Here is a 20,148-nt window from a genome sequence, read left to right on the forward strand (position 1 = left end):
CGACGATGCTTCGACGCAAACGATTTCCGCGCTTGGCCGCCGCCGTGTGTACGGCGGCGATGTTCCTCGCCGCCTGTGGCTCGGGCTCGGGAGGCGGTGACGGAGGATCCGCCGATGCCGGCGAACCGGTGTCCGGTGGTGTAGCCCGTGTCCTGCAGACCGGCGAACCGCGGTCCCTCGACCCGGCAGCGTTGTCGAACACGTGGGCGCACCAGCCGGTGCTGGCCAATGCGCTGTACGGAACCTTGATGATCAACGACCTCGACACGTTCGAGATCGAATACAAGATGGCCACCGACTTCTCCAGCACCGACGGGGGCTCGACCTTCACCCTGAAACTGCGGCCGGACCTGAAGTTCAGCGACGGCACACCGCTCGACGCCGCCGCCGTGAAGTTCAACTGGGACCGTCTCAAGGACCCCACTCTCGGTTCCACGACGATCCGGCAGGCCGTGCAGATCGCGCAGTCCGAGGTTGTCGATCCCACCACACTCCGGGTCACGATGACCGCACCGAACCCGCACTTCGCACAGGCCATCGTCGCGGGCGCCCTCAACTGGATCGCCTCGCCCGCGGCGCTGCAGCAGGGCCAGGCGGCGTTCGACGAGAATCCCATCGGAGCAGGGCCGTTCACGCTCGTCGACTGGAAGCGCCAGGACTCCATCGAACTCCAGCGCAACCCCGGATACTGGGACGCACCGAAACCGTACCTGGACGGCATCACGATCCGCACCGTCTCCGACACCAACCAGCGCGTCAACACCATGACCACCGGCGGTGCCGACCTCGCGTCGGAGACCAACTGGGAGAGCCTGAACAAGATCGAGGCCGCCGGCTACTCGTACGAGGTCGTTCCGACCGGCGGCGGGCAGTTCATGGGCATGAACGTGCGGCGCGCACCGTTCGACGACGAGCGTGCCCGCCGCGCCGTCTCGCTTGCCGTGGACCTGGACGCCATCAACGTCGCCGTCTACAACGGCGCCGGTGAGATCCCGCGGACACTGTTCGAAGAGGGATCGCCCTACTACGCGGATGTCGCTCTCGACCGCCACGACCCCGAGGAGGCCCAGCGGTTGTTCGACGAGCTCGCCGCCGAAGGCAAGCCCGTCTCGTTCAGCTTCATGTCCTACCCCACCACCGAGTCGAAGACACTCGGTGAGGCACTGCAGGCGCAGCTCAGCGCGTACGACAACGTCGAGGCGAAGGTCGAGGTCGTCGACTACGCCACAGCGACCGCACGGACCGGGGCGCGCGATTTCGACATGGTCATCTCGTCCGCCGTGGTCCAGGACCCGGACTACGCGCTGTGGATGGCGTTCCATGCCCAGTCGCCCGGCAACTTCACCGGCATCCAGGACCAGCAGCTCAGCGAGGCGCTCGACGCCGGACGGTCCGCGCAGTCGGCCGAGGAGCGGACCGCGGCCTACGAGATCGTGCAGCAGCGACTCGCGGAGGTGACCCCGGGCATCTGGTACTACCGCGCGGTCCCGGCGATCGTGTCCGGGAAGAAGCTGCACGGCGTCGTGCTGTACACGCTCGGTTCGCCGCTGCCCGAGGAACTGTGGATCGCCTAGGCACTGACCGCCGCAGCGAGGAACGACCAGCCGACGACAGCGAAAGGGCCGGAGTGCCATGACCACTCAGCCGCTCCTCCAGGTGAGGAATCTGCGTGCCTACATCGGCACACCACGAGGGACCGTCCGGGCCGTGGACCGCGTGTCCCTGGACCTGGATGAAGGCCGGGCACTGGGCGTCGTCGGCGAGTCCGGTTCCGGCAAGTCCGTGATGGCCAAGGCCGTCATGGGTCTGATGCCGCCCCGGTCCGCGCGGTCCGGCGAAGTGATCTTCCGCGGCCGCGACCTGCTCGCGCTGGGCAAGAAGGAGCAGCGTGAGGTCTGGGGCAAACAGATCGCGATGGTCTTCCAGGACCCGGGGCGCTCGCTCAATCCGGTGGTGCGGGTCGAGCGCCAGCTCACCGAAGGCATGCGCAAGCATCTGGGAGTCAGCAGCTCCGAGGCTCGGGGCCGGGCCCTCGACCTCCTGAAGGAGGTCGGGGTGCCCGACCCCGAGCGGCGGCTGCGCAACTATCCGCACGAGATGTCCGGCGGCATGCGGCAACGCGTGATGATCGCGATCGCGCTCGCATGCGAACCGGACTTGCTCATCGCGGACGAACCCACCACCGCCCTGGACGTGACGATTCAGCGCCAGATCCTCGATCTGCTGCGCCGCGTGCAACGCGAACGCGGCATGTCGATGATGCTCATCAGCCACGACCTGGCGGTGGTGGCCGGTCGCACCGACCGGGTCTCGGTGATGTACGCCGGTCGCCTCGCGGAGGTCGGATCGACCCGGGAGGTGTTCGAGGCGCCCCGGCATCGCTACACACACGCGTTGCTGGGAGCGACCCCGACCATCGACCACACTCGGCACGCACCGCTGCAGTTGATCGACGGTTCGTTGCCCGACCCCACGGCGCCACCGGGAGGATGCCGATTCGCTCCCCGGTGCGCACACCGCCTCGACGAGTGCGACACCGCCGGCCCGGATCTCGAATCCGTGGGAGCGGATCATCTGGTTGCGTGTCTGAACCCGGTTGCCCTTGCGGCACCGGCACTTTCGGGAGGTCGCTGACATGGCCGGTAGTGGTTCCGCGCACCTGCGCGGTGAGCAGGCGCTGCTGAGCGTGCAGGATCTCGTCGTCGAATACCCGACCGGGTCCGGGACGGTGCAGGCGGTCTCGAAGATCAGCTTCGACGTTCTGCCGGGCGAAACCCTCGGCATCGTGGGCGAATCCGGCTGCGGGAAGTCCACGACGGGGCGAGCCGTCCTGCGCCTGGACCGGTTGACGTCCGGACGTATCCGGTTCGGTGACGACTGGATCGAGGAGGCCGGCGAGAAACAGATGCGCGCGCTACGGCGCGACATGCAGATGATCTTCCAGGACCCGGTGGCGTCGCTGAACCCGCGGCGCAGCGTCGGGGACATCGTCGTGGAAGGGCTTGCGGTCGCGGGTGTCCCGAAGGACGAGCGGGCCGCGACGTCGGCGTCGGTGCTCGGCCAGGTCGGGCTCGGAAGCGACCGTTTCGCCGGCATGCTTCCGCGGCAGTTGTCCGGTGGGCAGGCACAGCGCGTGGCGATCGCCCGCGCGCTGGCGCTGAATCCGCGCCTGCTCATCTGCGACGAACCCGTCTCCGCTCTCGATGTGTCCGTGCAGGCGCAGATCCTGAATCTCCTCGAGGAACTCAAGGCGGAGTTCGATCTGACCGTCGTGTTCATCGCACACGACCTCGGCGTCGTCCGCACGGTCAGCGACAACGTAATGGTGATGTACCTCGGGAAGGTGTGCGAATTCGGGGATTCCGTCGAGGTGTACGACGACCCGGCACACCCGTACACTCGGGCCTTGCTCGATTCGGTTCCGTTGACCGACCCGGAGAAGGCGTTCGCCGGGCCGGCTCTGGAAGGGGACGTGCCGTCGCCGTTGGCGCCGCCCACCGGGTGCCGGTTCCGGACCCGGTGCCCGATCGCGCAGGACCGGTGCGCCGACGAAGAACCCGAGATGCGGGAGGTGCGGTCCGGTCGGTTCGTCGCATGTCATTTCCCCCTCGGCGGGGCCGAGGCGAATTCGAAGGAGAAGGTGTCGGTCGCATGAGCGGACGGGTAGCGGGCAAGGTCGCATTGATCACGGGCGCGGCGCGCGGGCAGGGCCGCGCGTATGCGGTCCGGCTCGCGGAGGAAGACGCCGACGTCGTCGTCGTGGACGTGTGCGCCCAGGTCGGGGACGTCGCCTACGCACCGGCGACCCCCGAGGATCTCGAGGAGACGGTCCGGCTGGTGGAGAAGACCGGACGCCGCGTCGTGTCCGGGATCGTGGATGTGCGCGACCTGGATGCGCTGCGCGGGATCGTCGACGATGCGGTCCGGCAGTTGGGTCGCCTGGACGTGGTGGTCGCGAATGCGGCCATCTGCTCGGCCGCGCCGTGGAACGAAATGACCCCGCAGATCTTCGAGGACACGATCGGCACCAACGTCACGGGAGTGTGGAACACGGTCATGGCCGGTGCGCCGCACCTCGTCGAAGCCGGCGGCGGGTCGATCATCCTGATCAGCTCGGCCGCGGGAATCAAGGTGCAGCCGTTCGCGATTCCGTACACCACGAGCAAGTTCGCGGTGCGGGGGATGGCCAAGGCGTTCGCCGCCGAACTCGCACAGCACCACATCCGGGTCAACAGCGTGCATCCCACGGGTGTCAACACGCCGATGGTGAACGACGGTGCCCTCGGCGGGCAGATCTCGCGTGCGCTGGAGGGCAACACCCGGCTCGGCGCCATGATGATCAACATGATGCCGGTCGACATCGTGCAGCCCGAGGACGTTGCGGACACCGTGCTGTTCCTCGCGTCCGACGAGTCGAAGTACATCACCGCGCACGAACTCGCGCCCGACGCGGGCGTGACGGAGTACTGACCGATCGTTCCCTGCCGGCCGGCTCCCGCGACGATGCGGGGGCCGGCCGGTCGGGTCAGCTCGCGCGGATCTCGGGGCCGCGCAACCGGTTGTCGCAGATCTCGCGGAGTTGCTGCGCGAGGGACGGTGTGAGCTGGCTCCAGCGCGGGCTGTTCAGGATCGCCCGCAGCCGGTGGAAGAAGACGGTGGGGCTGACCCCGAACTCGACGAAGATGTCCTCGTCGGGGCCGCCGTCCCAGTGGCGCCATTTCGTGGCGAACGCGAGTATCGCGGTTTCGTCGGTCATGGGGGTCCCTCCTTCGCGGGGTTAGGGATCGGCCGGGTGCGGGGAACGGGTGTCACCGCACCCGGCCGACGTGTTAAGGGGAGCGCGTCAGCGCAGCTGGTCCTTCATCACCTTGCCGGTGGCGTTGAGGGGAAGGGCGTCGAGGAACTCGACGAATCTCGGAACCTTGAAGCCGGCCATGCGCTCACGGCTCCAGGAGATCAGATCTTCCGCTGCCACAGTCGTTTTCGGTACCACGAAGGCCTTGCCCACCTGCCCCAGACGGTCGTCCGGGACGCCGATGACCGCAACCTGGTCGACGGCCGGATGGGTGAGCAGGAAGCCTTCGATCTCGGCGGGATAGGCATTGAACCCGCCGACGATGAACATGTCCTTCTTGCGGCCGATGATGCGGAGCCGGCCCGTGTCGTCGATCTCCCCGAGATCGCCGGTGTGCAGCCAGCCGTCCGCATCGATCGCCTCGGCGGTGGCACGAGGATCCTCGAAATAGCCCTGCATGACGTTGTATCCGCGCATGAGCACCTCGCCGTCCTCGGCGATGCGCACCTCGATGCCGTCGCACGGCAGGCCGACGGTCGTCGCGATCTGCTCGAAGCTGTCACCGCAGCGCGATGCCGTTGCGGTTCCGCCCTCGCTGAGTCCGTAACCCGTCATGATCGTTTCGAAGGGCAGTTCGTCGCGGATCCGCCGGATCAGTTCGACGGGTATGTCGGCGGATCCGGTCACCGCGGCGCGCAGGGACGACAGGTCGTGTCCTCTCGGCGCGGACAGCAGCGACTGGTAGAGCGTGGGTGGACCGGGGAGCATGGTGACCTTCTCTCGTTCCACCAGTGCCAGTACCTCGTCGATGTCGAGGACCGGCACCGGCAGAACGGTCGCGCCCCGGATCATGGATGCGATCAAACCTGCTTTGTACCCGAACATGTGGAAGAACGGGTTGACGATCAGATACCGGTCGTCTTCGCGCAGGTCGGCCAGATCGCACCACTCCGAGAACATCCGGAGCGTCTGGGCGTGGTTCATCATGACGCCCTTGGGTCGTCCGGTGGTGCCGGACGTGTACATGATGTCCGCGATGTCCTCACCGTCGACCGCGCATTCGTACGGTGCTCCGCCGGAAAGGAACCCGGATTTCAGATCGATCACGGGGATGTCCTCCGGAGCCTGGAAGTCCAGGCCGAGGAACCCCTTCTGGACCAGGACCGCCTTCGCGCCGCTGCGACGGATGATGTCGTCCGCTTCCTGCGTCTTGTACCGGGTGTTGACCGGGACGAGAATGCCTCCTGCGGTGAGGATTCCGAATGCCGCGACGATCCATTCCGCAGAGTTCGGTGCCCAGATCGCGACGCGGTCGCCCTTGTCGATACCGATGGAGGCGAATGCTCCGGCGGCGCGCCGCACCCGGTCGACGAGTTCGGTGAAGGTGATCCGGAGGTCCCCGTCGACGACCGCTTCGGCATCACCGAAGCGGTCGCCGACGCTCAGGACCATCTCGGGGATGGTCCTGAAGGTCATACCCCGAGCAGCCTCGCGAGGTTGCCGCCCATGACCAGCTTCTGGTCCTCGAAGGGCAGATGCTGGATGTGGTCGATGTACGTCGTCGGCTGGGCCAGGCCCTCCGGGTGCGGGTAGTCGGAACCGAACAGCACGCGCTCGGCGCCGATGAGGGCGGTGAGCTTGCTGAAGTCCTCTTCCCAGAACGGGCTGACGTGGATGCTGCGCTTGATCGCCTCGACCGGATCCTGCATGCCGAAGCCCTCGGGTGCCTTCTTGTAGACGTCCCGGAGGGTTTCCAGCACGTGCGGGAGCCAGGAGGCGCCGTTCTCGATGACCGCGATCTTCAGCTCCGGGAAACGGAACAGCGCGCCGTGGCACACCCAGGACGCGACCGCATCCTGGATCGGGCGCCACTCGCTGACCATGCGGAAGGCATTCGTCACGAACGGGAGCATCTCGGAGCCGGTGCCGTCCCATTCCTGGTTGTAGCGGGCGTAGCCGCTGTCCGAGGAGTGCTGGGTGACGAGCACGTCGAGCTCGACGACGCGCTTCCAGAACGGGTCGAACTCGGGCAGGGCGAACGACCGCGGGCCACGGAAGCCGGGGACCGGCGCCGGGCGGACCAGGATGGCCTTCGCGCCGCGCTCGACACACCACTCGAGCTCCTCGATCGCCTTCTCGACGATCGGGAGGCTGATCACCGGAACGGTGAAGATGCGGTCCTTGTAGTTGAATCCCCAGGTCTCGTACAGCCACTCGTTCAGCGAGTGCACGACCGCGTGGATCAGGTCCGGATCGTCACGCATGCGCTCCTCGACGAGGCTCGCGAGGGTCGGGAACATCAGGGTGCGTTCGATCTGGAGCTCGTCCATCAGCTCCAGGCGCGCCGCCGGCTCGCGGAACGCCGGGATCGACTTCATCGACTTGCCGAAGATCTCCCGCTTGCTCTTGCCCTCGGGATTGCCGTTCTTGAAGTAGTCCTCCATCGCGCCCGGTCGCGCGACAACCTCGAAGGTGGGATTGGGGATGTACTCGCTGATCTGGCCGCGGATCGCGATCTTCGTGCGGCCGTCGACCTGCACGTACTTGATCGCGTCCTTGTACTTGTCGGGGAGGAACTTGGTCAGGGCCTCCTCGGTCTCGTACAGGTGGTTGTCAGCGTCGAACAGCTGATACGGCAGCTCTTTCGGTGCCATGGAATCCTCCCTTTCTTTGTATGAGAATCCTATTCTCATTCTTGAGGTGTGGCAATGCCCAGACTCGCGAGGTCCTGTTCACGAGGTCCTCAGGCCCTGGCGCACGAGGTACTTCTGCACCTTCCCGCTCGCGGTGCGCGGAAACTCGTCGACCCGGTGCAACTGTTCGGGCCACTTCTGCTTGGCCATTCCGGAGCGGTCGAAGTGGGCGCGGATCTCGTCCATCGTCGGCATCGTCCCGCCCTCGTGCAGGCGGAGGACGGCGGCGGCGCGTTCGCCGAGGCGGTCGTCCGGCACCGCGACCACCGCGGCCTCGGCGACACCCGGGACCGTGAGCAGCACTTCCTCGACCTCGAGGGCCGCGATGTTCTCGCCGCCGCGAATGATCATGTCGGACTTGCGATCCGTGATCGTCAGATAACCGTCGTCGTCGAGCACCCCGATATCGCCGGTGTGGTACCACCCGTCCTCGTCGAACGCCGCGGCGGTGAGCTCGGGATCGGTGTAACCGATGCACAGGTCCGGTCCGCGGCTGAGGATCTCGCCGTCCTCGGCCAGCCGGATCTCGACGCCCGGCGCCGGCGCGCCGTCGGTGAACAGGCGCTTGTCCTCGGGGGCGGTCGAGAGCGAACTCGTGATCGACGGGTGCTCGCTGCTGCCGTAGGCGCGGAAGACGCAGATGCCCATCTTCGCGAGCCGCGTGGTCACCGTCGCGGGGACGGACGATCCGCCCAGGCCCGCATACCGCATGAACGGCAGGTGCTCGTCGCTGAAATCGGGGTGGTCGATCAGGCTGGTCACGAAGTACGTCGCGCCGCCTCCGACGGTGAGGCCGTCCGACTTCATGAGGGCCAGAGCCTGACCCGGGTCCCACACGTCGGCGAGATTGATGGGCGAACCGTCGAGCACCGGGATGAGGAAGGCGTTGACCATCCCGATGAAATGGCCGACCGGGGCGGCGGTGAGCTGCTTGCCGCGGTCCGCGGGGTAGCGGGCCGAGAGCTGCCGTGTCTCGCAGCCGAGCGTCCGATGGCTGTGGACGACACCCTTGGGTGCTCGCGTGGTGCCGGAGGTGAACGCGATCAGCGCGGCTCCGTCCGGATCCGCCGTGACGATGCCCTCCATGGGTTCGTCGCTCAGCAGGTCGTCGAAATCGCGGCCGACCACGCCGACGATCGGGACGTGCTTGCACAGGTCGGGGTGGAACTCGGCCCGCCCGAACTGCTCGACGGCGATGAACACCTTGGGATTCGTCTGCTCGAGGATGTAGCCGACTTCCTTGCGTCCGTAGAAGTGGACGATCGGGACCACGGTCGCGCCGAGAAAGGACGACGCCCAGAAGACGGCGGCCGCCTCCATCCAGTTGGGCAACTGGAAGGCGATCACATCACCGGGGCCGACGCCGCGAGCCCGCAGTCCGCCTGCCAGCCGGCGCGCGACCAGTTCGACGTCCCGCAGCGTTCCCGACCACGGCCGCACGGCCGAGTGGACCCGGAACTCGACATCGGGTGCCGCGGCGAGACCTCGGCCGAGCATGTCCCCGAGCGTGTCGTTCGTCCACCACCCCTCCTGTTCGTAGCGCGTGACCAGTTCGGTGGGGATATGCCGCATGCGAGAGCTCCAATGCCCGGGGACAGGGCCGCGCCGAGGGCTGTACGGAGCCTCGGCGGGCGTCGGTCCGATCGATTTTCAGCTGTGCGAGCATGTTATTCTCCGAAAATCAGAATGCCAATATCGCAACGGAGAGCAGCGCATGGTCGATCTCGAGCTTGAACAGGGCCTGGCGGTCATCACCATCGACCGGCCGGAGGCACGCAACGCGATCGCGCCGGAGACGATGGAACAGCTGGAGAAAGCCCTCGACGAGGCCGAGGGCGCGAAGGCGCTCGTGATCCGCGGGGGTGGCGACCGCGCGTTCGTCTCCGGCGGGGACCTCAAGGAGCTGAGCAAGCTCCGGACCGTGGAGCAGGCGGCCGAGATGGCCCGGCAGATGCGGACGGTGTGCGATCGGATCGCGACCTTCCCTGCCCCGGTCGTCGCCGCGCTCAACGGTCACGCGCTCGGCGGTGGCGCCGAGGTGGCGGTGGCCGCCGACATTCGGATCGCGGCCGACGACATCAAGATCGGCTTCAATCAGGTGTCGCTCGCGATCATGCCCGCGTGGGGCGGCGCCGAGCGGCTCTCCGCGTTGGTCGGCCGCGGGCGAGCGCTCATGCTGGCCGGCTCGGGCGCCGTGCTCGACGCCTTCGAGGCCGAGCGGCTCGGTCTGCTGGACCGGGTGCTGCCGCGCGCGGCGTTCGAAGAGGGCTGGCGTTCGCTCGCCCGCGCGCTCGCCAACGACCCGGCGGGGGAGATCAAGCGGGTGCTGGCCGGGGTGTCGGCGGAGGAGGCGATCTCCGCCTTCGCACACCTGTGGGTGAAGGACGAGCACTGGGCGGCTGCCGACAAGGTTCTGAATCGGAGCAAGTGAGCAGATGTCGACTGCTTCGGGACGAAAGGCTCGAAATCGGCCGTAATGAGGCTGTGACGTCGACCACATCTACGGTCGATCTCGTGTTGCTTCTGTGACTCGTAGGGGACAAGTGTGACCGACGTGGCGTCAAACTTGGGGTAAATCGGACTCTGAAACTCGTTGCTGTCAAGCGCGCCACGCCGAAAACGCAGGAGTCGTTGTAGCCTGTGACGAAACCGTGATCTGTTTGTTACCAGATCGGCGTTCGACACAAGGAATCCGTTTTGCGTTACATCCCGAGCAACAACCAGTCCTGCACCGCCCGTTCCCGGAAGGGCCGAGTCGCCGGTGGGCTCGTCGCGATACCGCTGGCCGTCGGTGCCTTCCTCGGCGCCGGGACCGTCGCGGCGAACGCAACCCCGAAGGCCGCGTCCGTCGAAGCTGCGGGATGGAGCCCGACGGCTGCAGCGAGCGTCACCGCACCGCAGGTGCTCGCCGTGCCCCGCACCGATCTGTCCGTCTACGTCGAGCAGCTCGGGCAGGCCGCGCAGCGCGAAGCCGAGCGCCTCGCCCAGGAGAAGGCCGAAGCCGAGCGCATCGCCCGCGAGGAAGCGGAACGCCACGCGCGGGAAGAGGCCGAACGCATCGCCCGCGAGGAGGCCGCGCGTCGTCCGGCAGTGTCCTTCCCGGCCGACGGCACCTTCACGTCCGGCTTCGGCCCCCGCTGGGGAACCAACCACAACGGTGTCGACATCGCCAACGCGATCGGAACCCCGATCCGGGCCGTCACCGACGGCACCGTGATCGAGAGCGGCCCCGCGTCCGGCTTCGGACTGTGGGTGCGCGTCCAGCAGGACGACGGCACGATCGGCGTCTACGGCCACATCGACCAGTCGCTCGTCCGGGCCGGGCAGCCGGTCCGCGCCGGCGAGCAGATCGCCACCATGGGCAACCGCGGCCAGTCCACCGGCCCGCACCTGCACTACGAGGTGTGGCAGGCCAACGGCACCAAGATCGACCCCGCGCCGTGGCTCGCTGCACGCGGAATCCCGATCCCCGGAGCGAATCGCGGCTGAGCGTCGCACCATGATCCCGTGTTCGCGGTAATGCGAATCCACGGACCGGACAGACGACGACCGCCCCTCCACAACAGGAGGGGCGGTCGTCGTTCGTATGTCACCAGATCTTCACGCGCGCTTCCGGTTCCAGATACAGCGCGTCTCCCGGATTCACGTCGAACGCCTCGTAGAAGGCGTCGATGTTCCGCACCACGCCGTTGCACCGGAATTCCGGCGGCGAGTGCGGGTCGACGGCGAGCCGGCGGATCGCCTCCTCGTTGCGAACCTTGGTGCGCCACACCTGGGCCCACCCGAAGAACACCCGCTGGAGACCGGTCAGTCCGTCGATCATCGGCGCCGGTTCGCCGTCCAACGCGATCTCGTAGGCCTTCAAGGCGATCGACAGACCGCCCAGGTCGCCGATGTTCTCGCCGATCGTGAAGCTGCCGTTGACCCGCTGTCCCGGAAGGGCTTTCGGCTCGAACTCGTCGTACTGCGCGATCAACGCGGCGGTCCGCTTCCCGAATTCCTCACGATCCGAATCGGTCCACCAGTTCTCGAGGTTGCCGTCGCCGTCGTACTTGGCGCCCTGATCGTCGAAGCCGTGGCCGATCTCGTGACCGATGACCGCGCCGATCCCGCCGTAGTTGGCGGCGTCGTCCGCGTGCAGGTCGAAGAACGGCGGCTGCAGGATCGCGGCGGGGAACACGATCTCGTTCATTCCTGGGTTGTAGTACGCGTTGACGGTCTGCGGCGTCATGAACCACTCGTTGCGGTCCACCGGGCCACCGAGTTTCGCGAGATCCCGGTCGTACTCGGCGGCGTAACCGCTGCGGTAGTTCCCGACGAGATCGGTGGGGTCGATGGTGACGGCCGAATAGTCGCGCCAGACGTCCGGGTAGCCGATCTTGGGCGTGAACTTGTCGAGCTTCTTCAGTGCGGCGGTCCGCGTCTCGGGGCTCATCCACTCGAGATCGGTGATGCTGCGCCGGTACGCCTCCTGCAGGTTCTCCACGAGCACCTGCATGCGTGCCTTCGCCTCGGCCGGGAAGTGCCGCTCGACGTACAGCTTGCCGACGGCCTCGCCGAGCAGATCCTGCACGAGCGAGACGCCGCGCTTCCAGCGTTCGCGGTTCTCCTGCGCGCCGGTCATGGTGCGTCCGGAGAACGCGAAGTTCTCGTCCACCAGCGCTTCGGTGAGATAGGGGGCCCGGGCCCGCAGCACCTTCCAGGTCGCCCAGGTCTTCCAGTCGTCGAGCGACTCCTCGGTCCACACCCGGGTGAACACGTCCAGGAAGCTCGGCTGCCGGACCACGATCTCGGCCCACTGCGCGGGCGTCGAACCGAGGCCGGCGATCCAGCCGGACCAGTCGAAACCGGCGTGCTCGGTGAGCAGCGCGTCGAGCGTGGTCAGGTTGTACGTCAGGTCGGCATCGCGGCGCTTGACGACGTCCCAGTGCCCGCCGGCGAGCTTCGTCTCGAGTGCGAGAACCCGCTGCGGATCGTGGTCCAGACCGGCGAGCGCGAACATGCGGCCGATGTGGGCGACGTATTCGTCGCGGATCTCGGCGTAGCGGTCCTCGCGGTAGTAGGACTCGTCGGGCAGCCCGATGCCGGACTGGGCGACGTGCATGAGATAGCGCTCGGAATTCTTCGAGTCGGTGTCGACGTAGTGTCCGACGGCGCCGCCCACACCGACCCGCTGCAACTGTCCGAGGACCGCGGCCAGGGCCGCCCGGTCCGCCGCGCCGGTGATCGCGTCGAGTTCGGTGGCGATCGGGGTGAGGCCCAGCGCCTCGATTCGCTCGGTGTCCATGAAGCTGGTGAACAGGTCGCCGATCTTCCGGGCGTCGGTACCGGCCGGGGCATCGGATGCGGCGGCCTCCTCGATGATCGTCCGCACGTCGACCTCGGCCTTGTCGGCGAGCGTGCGGAAGGCGCCGTCGAGCGCGCGATCGGCGGGGATCTCGTGGGTGGCGAGCCAACGGCCGTTGACGTGCTCGAACAGGTCGTCCTGGGCGCGGGTGCCCTCGTCGACGTGGCTGAGGTCGATGCCGGAGTGCCGTGCCTCCGAGTGCTGGGCGATGCTCATGAGCTTCATCCTTACACCGAAATGCGGACCGGTGCAGACGGGTGCTGTCACAACCGGCGGCTGTTGATGCACCGAAGGCGCCGATGGCGGTTGCATACCGGTCGTACGATCGTGGACGGGCCATCGACACGAGCAGGATCTGGAGAGCACGGCCATGACCGCGGATGCAGTACCGTCGACGGAGATGATCGTCGATCCCCGATTCCTGCAGGTCGCCGATCGATTCTTCCGGATGTTCCGTACACGGCCGCAGGGCGGTGGCGCCCTGGCCGTCTATCTGTACGGGGAGCCGGTCCTCGACATCTGGGCCGGGTGGGCGAGCCGCGACCGCCGGTGGGCGCACGACACGATTGCGTTGTCCTTCTCTACCGGCAAGGGCGTGGCCAGCACGGTGCTGCACCGCCTCGCCGAACGCGGCCTCGTGAAATACGACGACCCGGTCGCCACGTACTGGCCGGAGTTCGGTGCCGCCGGCAAGGAAACGATCACGATCCGCGAACTGATGTCGCACCGTGCGGGGCTGCACCGCGTTCGCGGACTCGTGCCCGGACCCCTCGACCTGCTGGATTCGGAGGCCGTCGCGAAGGCGCTCGCCGCCACCCCACCCGACCGGCGCAGACTGTCCGGGCCCGGATATCACGCGGTCACCTACGGCAACCTCGTCGCGGAGATCGCCTGCCGCGTCACGAATCGGACATTCCCGGAACTGGTGGAGCAGGAACTCGCCGGACCGCTGGGCCTGCGCGAATTCTGGTTCCGGGTTCCGCAGAGCGAACGGCGCCGCCTGGCCCCGGTGTTCCCCAAGGTGAACCCGCTGCCCTCGTCGTGGAGCACCACCGCAAGGGTGATGTCGCGGATGCCGGGAATCCGGGGCATCGCGGAAGCGGGCATGGCAGAAGGCTTCGACGAGTTGATGCGCAGCCCGTCGGCGCACGACGCCGTGATGCCCGGCTGGAACGGTGTGTTCAGTGCCCGCGCGCTCGCCCGCATGTACGGCGCGCTCGCGAACGGCGGTGCGCTCGAAGGGGTTCGGCTTCTCAAGGAAGACACGATCGAACAGATCGTCGAGGTGCAGACGCGTCGTCGCGACTACGTGCTCGGCATCCGGCCGAACTGGCGGCTCGGCTATCACCCGGGCTGGGTTGCCTTGCGGGAGCAGCCTTTACGATCCGTCGGGCACTACGGTTTCGGTGGGTCGGGCGCGTTCGCGGACCCCGACACCGGTTTGTCCGTCGCATTCGTCACGAACCGGCTCGGCAGCAACCTCACGACGACGATCTCCGACGCGCGATTCCCGCGACTCGGCGCCGAGGCGGTGTCGATCGCGCGGCGCGTCGCCTGACTGCCGACGCGCCGCGCGATCCGACGAATCAGGTATCGATACCGAGATTGACGGCAGCGAGGATCCGGTCCGGCTGCTGCGACACGGTCGTCATGCCGGACTCGTCGAAGATGTTGTCGTTGTCGTTGCGGGTGTCGCGCCCGGTGTGGTCGGTGTACGGGTCGACGGTGGAGAAGATCTCGTCGTTGAGCGCATCGTCGAAGTACAACTGCGTGGTGAGCACGGTCGACTTGTCGATGTGAACCTTGACATGAATGTGCACCGTGCGCCCCACGTACCAGCCCGGGAAGATGGTCGTGAAGTACGCGATGCCGTCGGCATCGGTCACCTGGGCGCCCCGCAGATAGGTGCCGTCGTCGGTCGTCGTGGCTTCCTGGTCGCCGACGCTGTACGAACCGTCCGAGGTCTCTCCCGAACCTTCCGTGCCACCGGGTCCACCGTTCGGTGGGGTCATGCCTTCCGGTGGTTCCATGCCTTCCGGGAACTCCATGCCCTCGGGTGGAGCCATCCCACCCGGTCCGCCCGGTCCGCCGGGACCACCCGGTCCACCGGGCGGCGGTGTGCCGCCGGGGCCTCCCGGACCCTGCCCGCCGCCCTGGTTGGCTGCGATCGACCCGGATTCGAAGCCCGAATACCCGCCACCGGCGTCGCAGTGCCAGATCTCGACGACCGCGTTCGCGACCGCGCTCGCGGAGCCGTCGGCGCTGCAGTTCTGCAGGTCCTGCACGCGGAGCGCGAGCTGCAGTTCCAGGCCGGGACGGTCCTCCCGGATGTCACGGCGGATGGAGTCGACGTCGAACCAGTACGGACCCTGCGTCTCCTCGCTGGTCATCACGCAGTTCGGGGCCTGGTCGAGGAGCGCTCTGAGCTGTTCCTCGATGCTGCCCGAGGCGGCCGCGGTCGCGTCCGTCGTCGCGGAGCCGGCCGTGGTCGTCGCGGTGCTGCTGCCGTTGTCGATGCCGCACGCGACCGCGAGCAGGCCGCCGAGGCTGATGGTTCCGCCGAGCGCCAGTGCCCGACGGCGGCTCACCCGTCTGCGGCTGAGCTCCACGTCTTTGTTCACGCTTCCTCCCGATATCGAAATCTCGACTCCATCGTGGCGCGCGGTCCTGGACGCCGGTCGTGAGATTCCTGGGAGGTTCCTGTGTGCGGGTTTCAGTCGGAGCTTGCGGCGAACAGTTGAGCGTTCGCGTGGGCACGGAAGAACACCGTGCCGTCCTCACCGGTCAGCCGCGCTTCGATCGTGGCCAGCCGGCGCCCGGCCCGGACCACCTCGGCCTGGGCAAGGACGTCGGGTCCCGGAGCGTCGGGGGAGCGCAGATAGTCGATACCGAGGTTGAGGATCCGGTACTGCCCGCCCTGTTCGGGAAGGGTCTGGGCGGCGAGTCCGGTGATCGTGTCGGCGATGGACACGAGCACGCCGCCGTGGATCGAGCCGTACCGGTTGGCCATCCACTCGGCCGGGGTGACGAGGGCGTCGACGCGTCCGCGCTCGGATTGCTGCACGCGTAGGCCGAGCAGTGCGGCCAGCGGTCCCCGGGCGATCGTGCCGTCGGCGATGCCCTCGACGATGCCGAGCCCGGACCGCCCGGCGAGGGACTCCGGACCGTCCCACGGCTCGGGTTCCGGCATGCTCTGTGCGACTGCCGTGGGCGGTGCCTCCGGATCGTCGATGCTTGCGCGTCCGACCGCCATGGCCCGGCCGACGACGTGCGCGACGAGACTGCCCGATTCGTCCACGATCTCGGCCGCGGCCAGCGACGTTGCGTCGTCGGTGTGCAGGGCCCGGCCGGTCCCGACGATCGTGCCGCCGGCGGGGAACGGGTTCGCCGCCGACACACTCAACTGTGCGAGGACGGTACCGACCGGCTCGCCCGCCCGATCCCGCAGCGCGGCGGCGGCCGGGGCACCCACCACGACGTCGGTGAACACACCCAGCGACCCGATCGTGATTTCACCGCGATGATCGAGCAGTCGCGGGCCGAGCGTCTGGACGATCCGCATGGGATCGGATGAGAAGCCTTCCCGCGTGATGCCCAGGACGGTCACGGGCCGGTCGATCGGAAGGGTCTGGGTGCTGATGCTCACCCGTTCTCTCTATCACGGGTGAGCGGTGAGGGCTGGGTGGCGGCCCTCAGCGACCGATCGTCGCGTGCATCTCCCAGACGAGGACCTCGGCTCCGGTGGTGGTGCTCAGACGCTGCCCGCCGGAGTTCGTCAGCCGCACCGCGTCGCCCTCGGTGAGCGGACCGACACCCTCGAGCTCGGCGCTGCCCTCGGCGACGAAGACGTGCAGATACGGCGCCTCGGGCAGGGTCACCGCCTTGTCCGGCTGCAGTCGCGCGACCGACAGGCGCGCGTACTTGTTGTGGATCCGGATCGCCGCGTGGTCGCGGTCCTTCGCCATCCCGGACGCGACGGGCACCAGACCGCCGCGCATCAGTTCGTCGTCGATCTCGAGCTGCTCGTAGCCGGGGGTGATGCCGGCCTCGTCGGGCATCACCCACATCTGGACGAACCGCACGGGTGTCGCGTGTTCGGCGGCGTGCGTGCCGGAGACGCCGTCGAGACGCCACGAGTCGTTCTTCTCCGAATGCAGGATCCCGGTGCCGGCGCTCATCCGCTGGGCCAGGCCGGGATAGATGACGCCGGAGTGGCCGATCGAATCCTGGTGCACCAGGCTGCCGCGTAGCACCCACGTCACGATCTCCATGTCGCGATGCGGGTGGGTGTCGAAACCCTTTCCGGCCGTGACGATGTCGTCGTTGTTGACGAGGAGCAGACCGTGGTGGGTGTTGTCCGGATCGTAGTGATGGCCGAACGAGAAGGAGTGCTTCGAATCCAGCCAGTCGATCTTCGTCTTCATCCGATCGGCTGCTCGGCGGACGTCGATCAGCGGGGTCTGGGACATGGTGTTCCTCTCGGGGTGCGAGCTTCAGCGTAATTACTAGTGCTGCTCGTGTTCGGCGGGGATCGAACCGAGGCGGCCCGCCTGGTAGTCCTCGAAGGCCTGGATGATCTCGGCCTTCGTGTTCATGACGAACGGCCCGTACATCGCGACCGGCTCGCGGATGGGCTTGCCTCCCAGGAGGAACACCTCGAGGGAATGGGTGCGGGAATCCTGGGTCGCGGAAGCGGTCAGCGTGATCGAGTCGCCCTTCGGGCCGAACACCACGGTCTGACCGGTGCGAGCCGGTGCCTGCTCGGCGCCGACGGTGCCGTCGCCGGCCAGGATGTAGGCGAGCGCGTTGTACTCGGGGTTCCACGGCAGCGTCACCGAGGCGCCCGGCGCGATCGTGAGGTGGGCGAGTGCGATCGGGGTGTGGGTGACACCCGGACCGTGCACGCCGCCGATCTCACCGGCGACCACGCGGATCAACGTGCCGCCGTCGGGCGACGACGCCAGTGCCACGTTGCTGCCGGCGATGTCCTGGTAGCGGGGCTGGGCCATCTTGTTGTCGCGCGGCAAATTGACCCACAGCTGCACCCCATGGAACAAACCACCGCTCACGACCACGTGCTCGGGCGGCGCCTCGATATGCAGGATGCCGGCGCCGGCCGTCATCCACTGGGTGTCACCACCGGTGATCGTGCCGCCACCGCCGTTCGAGTCCTTGTGCTCGAGGATGCCGTCGATCATGTATGTCACGGTCTCGAAGCCGCGGTGCGGATGCCAAGGGGTCCCTTTCGGCTCGCCCGGCGCGTACTCGACCTCGCCCATCTGGTCCATGTGGATGAACGGATCGAGGAAACGCTGGTCGATCCCCGCGAACGCGCGGCGGACCGGGAAGCCCTCGCCCTCGAAGCCGACGGGAGCGGTACGCACCCCGAGCACCGGGCGCGCGGGACGATCGGGTGCCGGGGCCTCGATCCGGGGCAGGGTCAGGATGTTGTCGACGGTGACCGCAGGCATTGCGGGCTCCTCCCGAAGTAATTGACTGTGCAACTACTCTAACCCGGGCGGTCGCCGGAATGTTCCCGGGCCGTGTGCGATGAGTTTCTCCGCGCCGGCGAGTCGATCCCTGTGACCGCACCGACCGGCCCCAGCGCGGCCGTGAACCTCAGGAGCCCACATGTCCCGCATGCTCTTCGCCAACCTCCCCGTCAAGGACGTCGCCGCGACGCGCGCCTTCTTCGACACTCTCGGCTTCACGTTCAACGAGATGTTCTGTGACGCGAACACCGCGTGCATGGAGATCAACGAGCAGACCTACATCATGTTCCTCGAGGAACCGCGGTTCCGGAACTTCATCAACGACGACATCTGCGACACCGGCAAGGCCCGCGAGGTGCTGCTCGCCGTCTCCGCCGACAGCCGCGACGACGTCGACCGCCTCGTCGACGCCGCGATCGCCGCCGGGGGAACCGACTGGACCACGCCGGGGTCGGCGGAGATGAACGTCGATTTCATGTACGGCCGGGCGTTCCGCGACCTCGACAACCACGTGTGGGAGGTGTCGTGGATGGACGTCGAAGCGGCGGCAGCGGCGATGGGGCCGCAGGCGGAAGGCGCCGCGCAGTCCTAGGCGGTTGATCGCTGGACGGGGCTGCCAAGGGTTCGGTTCTTCCGGATCCGGGTGGCTTCGTCGGCGGGTTCGGGGCCTTCGATTACTCGCGTCGGTATTTTGCCCGGGTGCCACCTCGGCGTCGGGCCGATTGTTCGATGTCGACGCGGCTTGTCACGAATGACTTTCCCGACTTCGGAAAATTACGTGCAATTTGTAGGTACTGGAGAACTCGCAGGAAATATCCGATCGCGACGACCTCGTTCCGGGCATTGCCGCAGGTGGCACCGGGTGCATCAATGAAGTTGGACGACTGTCCGAGTGGCCGAGGCGGGTCGTTGTCATGCAGAAAGAACGTCCACGCGAGTTGACGTGATTCACATCACATCGTTTGTGGAGTGATTTGCGGTTATTTCGTTTGATGCCGCCGTTCGGGCAGGGGAATCTTGCCGACGGCCGCTCGGGAGCAGAAGGGGTTCGGAAGGTTTGTGCGCTGAAGCTGTGGCCGATGTCGCCGATCGATTCGCTGTCCGTCCCGGGAGCATCGTCCGTGCCGCAAGCACCGTAGAACCGTCCGATGTACGTCGCACGACCGGCGGTGTTCGCCCTGGCGGCGCCTCGGGCCGCGACGGCAACCGGTCACGGGCTCGATCCGAAGCCGGACGGCTTGGATCGGGTGCACGTGCCGGCACCGTCGCCGCCGCGTGTGTGGTCGTTCCCTCCTGGGCCGTCACCGGATCGATGGGCGTGGCTCTCGCAGCGACGCTGGCGATCCTGTTCACGGTCGCCACCGCCTGGATCATGATCTGACCCAACAGTTTTCACCTACACAGAATTCCAACGAGAACCGAGAAAGCAGGAATCTGCACAATGACCATCGCCACCGGCTCCAGGACGTCCTCGACGACCGGCAGCATCGCCCGTCCGGGTGCCATCAGCACCGCGGAAATCAAGGCGCGAATCGCGGCCATGTTCGGTGACACCGACGCGGAGGACTCGGATGGACGCCGCTCTCGTTCGAGGACGACGCGCTGATCTGTGCCGCACCAGGCTTTCTCGCCTCAGTCACTTTTCGTCGAAGGAGTGCCCGTGAACCTCAATGTCGCCTCGCTGCTGCTCGTTCTTGCCGGAGGTATCGGCAGCACCGTGACACTGCAGGCTGCCCTGAACCGTCGCGGCCGTCGGCGCCGCCCGACTCCGGGCGCTCTGTTCCACTACAACGGCTGATGTCGGACTTGACCACCGGAGTC

The 20,148-nt window shown here is 67.3% G+C and carries 19 protein-coding genes; 10 read left to right on the plus strand and 9 right to left on the minus strand.

What is annotated here, in order from left to right:
• The first annotated feature begins 5 nt into the window (after positions 1 to 5).
• Genes ACWDTS_RS23075 through ACWDTS_RS23090 form a run of 4 tightly spaced genes read left to right on the plus strand, consistent with a single transcriptional unit; the run spans position 6 to position 4,470 of the window.
• Positions 6 to 1,574 (plus strand): ABC transporter substrate-binding protein, encoded by a 1,569-nt coding sequence (locus ACWDTS_RS23075; protein WP_450119096.1) that lies wholly within the window; start codon positions 6 to 8, stop codon positions 1,572 to 1,574.
• A gap of 58 nt (positions 1,575 to 1,632) precedes the next feature.
• A complete protein-coding gene (locus ACWDTS_RS23080) occupies positions 1,633 to 2,634 on the plus strand; it encodes an ABC transporter ATP-binding protein (protein WP_197257588.1) in 1,002 nt (333 codons plus the stop codon).
• 1 nt (position 2,635) lies between these two features.
• Entirely contained in the window at positions 2,636 to 3,655 is a 1,020-nt protein-coding gene (locus ACWDTS_RS23085) for an ABC transporter ATP-binding protein (RefSeq protein ID WP_450119097.1), read from the plus strand.
• Positions 3,652 to 4,470, plus strand: a complete 819-nt coding sequence (locus tag ACWDTS_RS23090) for a mycofactocin-coupled SDR family oxidoreductase (RefSeq protein WP_450110549.1) — start codon at positions 3,652 to 3,654, stop codon at positions 4,468 to 4,470. Before ACWDTS_RS23085 ends, ACWDTS_RS23090 begins: the two co-directional genes overlap by 4 nt.
• Before the next feature lie 55 nt (positions 4,471 to 4,525).
• Here ACWDTS_RS23090 and ACWDTS_RS23095 read toward each other — a convergent pair whose 3' ends face one another.
• The 4 genes from ACWDTS_RS23095 to ACWDTS_RS23110 all read right to left on the minus strand — a co-directional run bounded on the left by ACWDTS_RS23095 (position 4,526) and on the right by ACWDTS_RS23110 (position 9,060).
• Positions 4,526 to 4,756 carry a DUF3263 domain-containing protein gene (locus ACWDTS_RS23095; RefSeq protein WP_450110548.1) on the minus strand — a complete coding sequence of 77 codons (231 nt, stop codon included), beginning with the start codon at positions 4,754 to 4,756 and terminating at the stop codon, positions 4,526 to 4,528.
• Between the two features lie 87 nt (positions 4,757 to 4,843).
• Positions 4,844 to 6,271, minus strand: a complete 1,428-nt coding sequence (locus tag ACWDTS_RS23100) for a FadD3 family acyl-CoA ligase (protein ID WP_450110547.1) — start codon at positions 6,269 to 6,271, stop codon at positions 4,844 to 4,846.
• Positions 6,268 to 7,449 carry an amidohydrolase family protein gene (locus tag ACWDTS_RS23105; protein ID WP_248673395.1) on the minus strand — a complete coding sequence of 394 codons (1,182 nt, stop codon included), beginning with the start codon at positions 7,447 to 7,449 and terminating at the stop codon, positions 6,268 to 6,270. The genes ACWDTS_RS23100 and ACWDTS_RS23105 overlap by 4 nt, the downstream gene beginning before the upstream one ends.
• 78 nt (positions 7,450 to 7,527) lie before the next feature.
• Complete coding sequence (locus ACWDTS_RS23110; protein ID WP_450119098.1) at positions 7,528 to 9,060, minus strand: AMP-binding protein; 1,533 nt, start codon at positions 9,058 to 9,060, stop codon at positions 7,528 to 7,530.
• 142 nt (positions 9,061 to 9,202) lie between these two features.
• Between ACWDTS_RS23110 and ACWDTS_RS23115 the strand changes: the two genes are divergently transcribed.
• A complete protein-coding gene (locus ACWDTS_RS23115) occupies positions 9,203 to 9,919 on the plus strand; it encodes an enoyl-CoA hydratase/isomerase family protein (protein WP_450110545.1) in 717 nt (238 codons plus the stop codon).
• 275 nt (positions 9,920 to 10,194) lie between these two features.
• The gene (locus ACWDTS_RS23120) at positions 10,195 to 10,977 is read left to right on the plus strand and encodes a M23 family metallopeptidase (protein WP_450110564.1); all 783 of its coding nucleotides are present in this window, start codon (positions 10,195 to 10,197) and stop codon (positions 10,975 to 10,977) included.
• A gap of 100 nt (positions 10,978 to 11,077) precedes the next feature.
• On the opposite strand, the gene ACWDTS_RS23125 is transcribed toward ACWDTS_RS23120, so the two are convergent.
• Positions 11,078 to 13,051, minus strand: coding sequence for a M13 family metallopeptidase (locus ACWDTS_RS23125; RefSeq protein ID WP_450110544.1), 1,974 nt, complete (start codon positions 13,049 to 13,051; stop codon positions 11,078 to 11,080).
• A gap of 154 nt (positions 13,052 to 13,205) precedes the next feature.
• Between ACWDTS_RS23125 and ACWDTS_RS23130 the strand changes: the two genes are divergently transcribed.
• Positions 13,206 to 14,393: a serine hydrolase domain-containing protein gene (locus tag ACWDTS_RS23130; RefSeq protein ID WP_248673391.1), complete on the plus strand. Its 1,188-nt coding sequence runs from the start codon at positions 13,206 to 13,208 to the stop codon at positions 14,391 to 14,393.
• 28 nt (positions 14,394 to 14,421) lie between these two features.
• Here ACWDTS_RS23130 and ACWDTS_RS23135 read toward each other — a convergent pair whose 3' ends face one another.
• From ACWDTS_RS23135 to ACWDTS_RS23150, 4 genes are all read right to left on the minus strand, one after another.
• A complete protein-coding gene (locus tag ACWDTS_RS23135) occupies positions 14,422 to 15,456 on the minus strand; it encodes a protocatechuate dioxygenase (RefSeq protein ID WP_450110543.1) in 1,035 nt (344 codons plus the stop codon).
• Between the two features lie 92 nt (positions 15,457 to 15,548).
• A complete protein-coding gene (locus tag ACWDTS_RS23140) occupies positions 15,549 to 16,481 on the minus strand; it encodes a hotdog fold thioesterase (RefSeq protein ID WP_450119099.1) in 933 nt (310 codons plus the stop codon).
• 46 nt (positions 16,482 to 16,527) lie between these two features.
• Positions 16,528 to 17,304 carry a pirin family protein gene (locus ACWDTS_RS23145; protein WP_450119100.1) on the minus strand — a complete coding sequence of 259 codons (777 nt, stop codon included), beginning with the start codon at positions 17,302 to 17,304 and terminating at the stop codon, positions 16,528 to 16,530.
• 36 nt (positions 17,305 to 17,340) lie between these two features.
• A complete protein-coding gene (locus tag ACWDTS_RS23150) occupies positions 17,341 to 18,306 on the minus strand; it encodes a pirin family protein (protein WP_197257614.1) in 966 nt (321 codons plus the stop codon).
• Positions 18,307 to 18,466: 160 nt separating this feature from the next.
• Between ACWDTS_RS23150 and ACWDTS_RS23155 the strand changes: the two genes are divergently transcribed.
• From ACWDTS_RS23155 to ACWDTS_RS23165, 3 genes are all read left to right on the plus strand, one after another.
• Positions 18,467 to 18,919, plus strand: a complete 453-nt coding sequence (locus ACWDTS_RS23155) for a VOC family protein (RefSeq protein WP_450110539.1) — start codon at positions 18,467 to 18,469, stop codon at positions 18,917 to 18,919.
• 849 nt (positions 18,920 to 19,768) lie between these two features.
• On the plus strand, positions 19,769 to 19,933 hold the full coding sequence (locus ACWDTS_RS23160; RefSeq protein WP_248673385.1) for a hypothetical protein: 165 nt from the start codon (positions 19,769 to 19,771) through the stop codon (positions 19,931 to 19,933).
• Between the two features lie 54 nt (positions 19,934 to 19,987).
• Complete coding sequence (locus ACWDTS_RS23165; RefSeq protein WP_450110537.1) at positions 19,988 to 20,125, plus strand: hypothetical protein; 138 nt, start codon at positions 19,988 to 19,990, stop codon at positions 20,123 to 20,125.
• The last annotated feature ends 23 nt before the right edge of the window (positions 20,126 to 20,148 follow it).

This window comes from Rhodococcus sp. NPDC003383, from assembly GCF_053589115.1.